Source organism: Patescibacteria group bacterium (genome assembly GCA_038063375.1).
In the GTDB taxonomy this organism is placed as follows: Bacteria; Patescibacteriota; Minisyncoccia; order Phycocordibacterales; family JANLHH01; genus JANLHH01.
This window is the reverse complement of sequence record JBBTVG010000017.1, coordinates 11,896-16,479: the sequence shown is the minus strand read 5'-3', so window position 1 is coordinate 16,479 and position 4,584 is coordinate 11,896. Positions and strand designations below refer to the sequence as shown.

The following is a 4,584-nucleotide window of genomic DNA, read 5'->3' as shown; positions in this document are numbered from 1 at the left end:
TCCTTTTCGGTTGTGCGTGATAATAAGAACCAAACTCTCCACAGCATACATCAGGTGAAACAAAAATCAACTTTCCGGAATGAACAGGGTTCTGTGCTGTGATATAATCGCTCCATGACACGCATCATTTCTTGGAACGTGAATGGCCTGCGAGCAGTCCACCGCAAAGACGGTTTTTTGGATTTTGTCAAAAAAGAGCATCCGGACATACTGTGTTTGCAGGAAACCAAAGCATCCGAAGACCAGTTGCCTGACGAACTGCGACTCATTGTCGGCTACCACGCGTATTTCGCGTCTTCAAAAGTCAGAAAAGGATACAGCGGTGTCGCGATCTATACCAAGGAGAAACCGGCGAAGATAGAATATGGTCTGGGGATCAAAAAGTTTGACGACGAGGGGCGTACGCTGGTCGCGCATTTCAAGGATTTTATATTACTGAACGTCTATTTCCCCAACGGTGGTGGAGGACCTGACCGACTTAAGTACAAACTGGAATTTTATGATGCATTCCTGGCATATATAGAGAAACTGCGAAAGAAAGGAAAGAAAATTATTTTTTGCGGTGATGTGAATACCGCGCATGAAGCGATTGATCTTGCGCGCCCGAAAGAAAACGAAAAAAACACCGGATTCTTACCCGAAGAGCGTGCGTGGATAGACGAGGTTGTGTATCACGGCTATAGAGACGTGTTTCGGCACTTCTACCCCAATAAAAAAGAGGTCTATACGTATTGGGACATGAAAACACGCGCCCGTGACCGCAATGTCGGCTGGCGGATAGACTATTTCTTTGTTTCAAATGAGCTCTTGCCGAAGATAACAGCAACAAAAATTCTGAGCGAAGTATACGGCTCCGACCACTGCCCTGTGACGATGGAGATAAGATAGTGTCCGAGTGTAGTGCGCGGGGAAACTTGCTCAGATGCCACTTCTGTGTATAATAGTGAGCAGAATAATTGGAATGCTAGGCGGTGGTTGTGGCGGGTCTTTACAAGAAAGACAAATCTAGTTTCCTTGGCCTGAATGCTTTACGAAGCTCTGTTCATGATTTTTTTTGAACATGACCACTCTCGCCAAGTAGAGACTACCGAGGTTTGTCTCCCCATTACAGACCGCCGCCTAGCAGGAATGAGTACATGAACAAGAACCACAAGACCCCGCAAACGCGAGGTCTTTTTTTGTGTTCCTCTTTTTCTCTTGTTCGCTACTTCACCCAATGTCGCTTGCGGATTAGGGCAAGCTCTTTTCCTTCCTCTTCGTCCTTCTTTTCTTTCCCCGCCTTCCCGAGTTTTTCCAATTCTTTTTCAGGGAGTTTCGCAAGTTCCTGCGCGCGTTTCTCCAGATATTTTTTAGTGTTCTGTTTTGGGTCATCTAAGACTTCCTCCAAAAGCGCATGCAAGATGAAGCCCACCTTCGGTCCCGGGGTTACTTTTGCAATTTCCATGATATGCGCGCCGTCAATTTTAAGCATTCCCACAGATACGGGTGCCCGCATAGCTTCTTCAACCATTGACTCATACTTGCGCAAACGATACGGCGTTTCTTTTGGTCGCCCCATGCCGATACGGTCGCAGGCGCGCACTTTCATCAGATCCCACACATTTTCTGGACCAACATTGCGAACGATCCTGCGTACCGCGGAGAGGGTGATCTTCTCAATGTCCGTAAAGAATAGATGATGGCGTACCAGTTTGGACACTACATCAATCTCCGCATTGGAGTACTTGAGTCGGGTGAGGATTTTTTTGGCGACACGCCCACCCACTACGTCATGGCCATAGAATGTCCAGTCATCTTTTTCTTTTGACCACCGCCTCGTTTCGGGTTTTGATACATCGTGCAAGAGTGCCGCGATGCGAATATGAAGCGGCCAATCTCTGTCGGCGGCGTGCTGAAGCGCGCGCAGGTTGTGCTCCCACACATCATAGATGTGGTCACCATTCTGCTCCACACCGATCCCCTCCTCAGTCTCCGGAAGAATATACTTGAGCACCCCTAACTCGTGAGCAAGAGTGATGCCGCTCATCGGGTGTTGTGACATAAGGATTTTTGAGAACTCATCCCGGACCCGTTCACGAGAGATTTTCTCCAGATTGGCGGCGTTTTTCTTGATCGCTTCTTCCGTATAGGTGTTAATCGTGAAACCAAGTTCCGTGGCAAAGCGTATTGCCCGCAAGATACGGAGATAATCTTCAGAGAAACGCTCTTCCGGCTCCCCTACGGTGCGGATAATTTTGTCCGTTATATCAGCAAGACCGTTATAAAGGTCAACCATCTGTCCGTTAGATGGATCATATGCAATGGCATTTACCGTGAAGTCTCTTCGTCGCAAATCGTCTTCCAGTGTAGCGTTGAAGTGAATTTCGGCCGGTCTTCGTCCATCAGTGTATTTACCTTCAATGCGATACGGCGTTACCTCAATAACCTTGAGCGTTTTGTCCTCCGTGTCTTCGTTGACCACTCCAACAGTGCCATAGTCGTTTTCGTAGAATGATTTCTCAAAGAGTCCTTGAATCTTTTCCGGTGTTGCGTTGGTGGTGATGTCCCAATCCTTCGGTTTTTTGTTTCGCAAGAGGTCGCGCACACAACCGCCTATCAAATAGGCCTCAAAACCCGCCTCCCGCAACGTGTCTGTTACACGGGAAACCTCTTTGGGAACAGTAAACATTTTTGACATGATAGGTATATTCTACTGCATTCTTTGATATTTTCCCAATTCTTCTGTATGATTGCTTATGTGTTGCGCCCGTAGCTCAATGGATAGAGTACTTGGCTTCGGACCAAGGGGTTGTGGGTTCGAGTCCTGCCGGGCGCACAATGAGCAAAGCGAAGCAGTGCGCCCGGCGCCTAGCCTCGCGGTAGCGAGGCGTATAGGCGGGACTCGAAGCCCGATTGATCCCGTTTTAGACGGGACAATTGGGGTACTGAATCTGTAAGATTCGAGTCCTGCCGGGCGCACTAGGAGAAGCGCAGGGAAGTACCTTTACGTACTTCCCTGCGTGGATTATTGTCTAGCGAGCGAGGGAAATGAAAAACTCTTATTTTTCATTTCCGAGCGAGCGCCGACAACAAAGGGTGCAAAACTTGCCATGCGGTTTAATACCCTTTATAATTGTTTATGTTTTGTATTGCGGATATCGTTTAGTGGTAGGACACGACCTTGCCATGGTTGAAACGGGGGTTCGATTCCCCCTATCCGCACAGATTGAGCGTAGCGAAAGCTGTGCGGATAGGGGCGCATCTTTTGCGAAGCAAAAGGAGCAAGAATCGAAGCCCGATTGAGGTATTTTGGAGTACGAAGTGCGAACAAAATATCCAATCGGGGTACTGTTTCTGTAAGAAACGATTCCCCCTATCCGCACATGAATAAAAAGGTTCCCATGAGAACTTCTTTATTTTTAGAATTTAGAATAAGGAACGAGTTACAAAGAGATGATCTATTGAGCATGTTTTCTTGTTACGAAACAGAACATCTTTTTGAGGGAGATGGAATGTCAGAAAGGACATGTATTGTCCTTTATAACCATAAAACAATAAATTTATAAAAAGGAAAGCTTTTTGGTCCAATAATAAGGCGAAAATAGTGGGAAACTGTGGATAAGTCGGTGTATATGTGTATAAGAGACGTCTTTTATCTTGCTAAAAAATGACAAAAAGACAATACATTTGTCTTAATAATATGGCTTTAAATAAGGATTATATGCGAATAGTGACCTTTTTTAATGAGTTTTTTAGTTGGGTTTGCAAAAACGTTTCACGTGAAACTAAGTAAAAGAAATATCATCGGTTACACGTGGAACAGTTACTCATGAAAAGCCTATTCTCAAGAGATGTTGGAAAAGTTCTTATCCATTACCGTTAGTGTTTTGTTTCATGAATAACAGCGTAAAAAAACACAGACAGTATGTTGGTAAACTAGGAGAGGATGTTGCATCTTTGTTCCTCATGAAACAGCAATTTGACGTCATAGACAGGAATTATCTTAAAAAGTGGGGAGAGATCGATATCGTTGCAAAAAAGGGTGGCGTATTGCGGTTTGTTGAGGTAAAAACGGTTTCCCGTGAAAACATACGAAACGTTTCACAAGAAACACTGAACAGTGATAGACCAGAAGAAAACGTTCATCCGTGGAAAATCAAGAGACTTTACCGCACCATACAGAGTTATTTGGCTGAAAAGAACGTTTCAGGTGAAACGCTCTGGCAAATAGACATCGTGGCTGTATTTCTGGACGTGAAAAACAAGGAAGCAAAGATACGGTTTACGGAAAATATAGTTTTATAGAATGAAAGGGAACCGACATCATAAAGGACATTTTAAATAATGTCCTTTATGAACAAAAAAGGTTGTAATTATTGCTCAAAATGGTAAGATGTTTTACATTCTGGTAACCTAACGGGATGCGGAATAAAAAACAGGACGTGCGAGTAAACATGGTAGCACGGCTGACATGTTAGCCAGAGTCTTGTTTTTAGTTTAAAGAGTGTAAGAGGAAAGGAGGAAATTAAAGACGGGACGTGGTGTAACGGCTAACATCCCTGCTTTGGGAGCAGGTGACTCCGGGTTCGAATCCCGGCGTCCCGA

The 4,584-nt window shown here is 45.1% G+C and carries 3 protein-coding genes and 3 tRNA genes; 5 read left to right on the top strand and 1 reads right to left on the bottom strand.

Features of this window, described 5'->3' with window-relative positions; translation table 11 throughout:
• Positions 1-114: 114 nt before the first annotated feature.
• Complete coding sequence (locus AAB523_02355; GenBank protein MEK7556105.1) at positions 115-888, top strand: exodeoxyribonuclease III; 774 nt, start codon at positions 115-117, stop codon at positions 886-888.
• A gap of 316 nt (positions 889-1,204) precedes the next feature.
• On the opposite strand, the gene AAB523_02350 is transcribed toward AAB523_02355, so the two are convergent.
• Positions 1,205-2,677 carry a CCA tRNA nucleotidyltransferase gene (locus AAB523_02350; protein ID MEK7556104.1) on the bottom strand — a complete coding sequence of 491 codons (1,473 nt, stop codon included), beginning with the start codon at positions 2,675-2,677 and terminating at the stop codon, positions 1,205-1,207.
• Positions 2,678-2,742: 65 nt separating this feature from the next.
• Between AAB523_02350 and AAB523_02345 the strand changes: the two genes are divergently transcribed.
• From AAB523_02345 to AAB523_02330, 4 genes are all read left to right on the top strand, one after another.
• Positions 2,743-2,815 (top strand) — tRNA-Arg (locus tag AAB523_02345).
• 315 nt (positions 2,816-3,130) lie between these two features.
• Positions 3,131-3,201: transfer RNA gene (locus tag AAB523_02340), tRNA-Gly, on the top strand.
• A 672-nt stretch (positions 3,202-3,873) separates the two neighbouring features.
• Complete coding sequence (locus AAB523_02335; GenBank protein MEK7556103.1) at positions 3,874-4,284, top strand: YraN family protein; 411 nt, start codon at positions 3,874-3,876, stop codon at positions 4,282-4,284.
• A 227-nt stretch (positions 4,285-4,511) separates the two neighbouring features.
• Positions 4,512-4,584: transfer RNA gene (locus AAB523_02330), tRNA-Pro, on the top strand.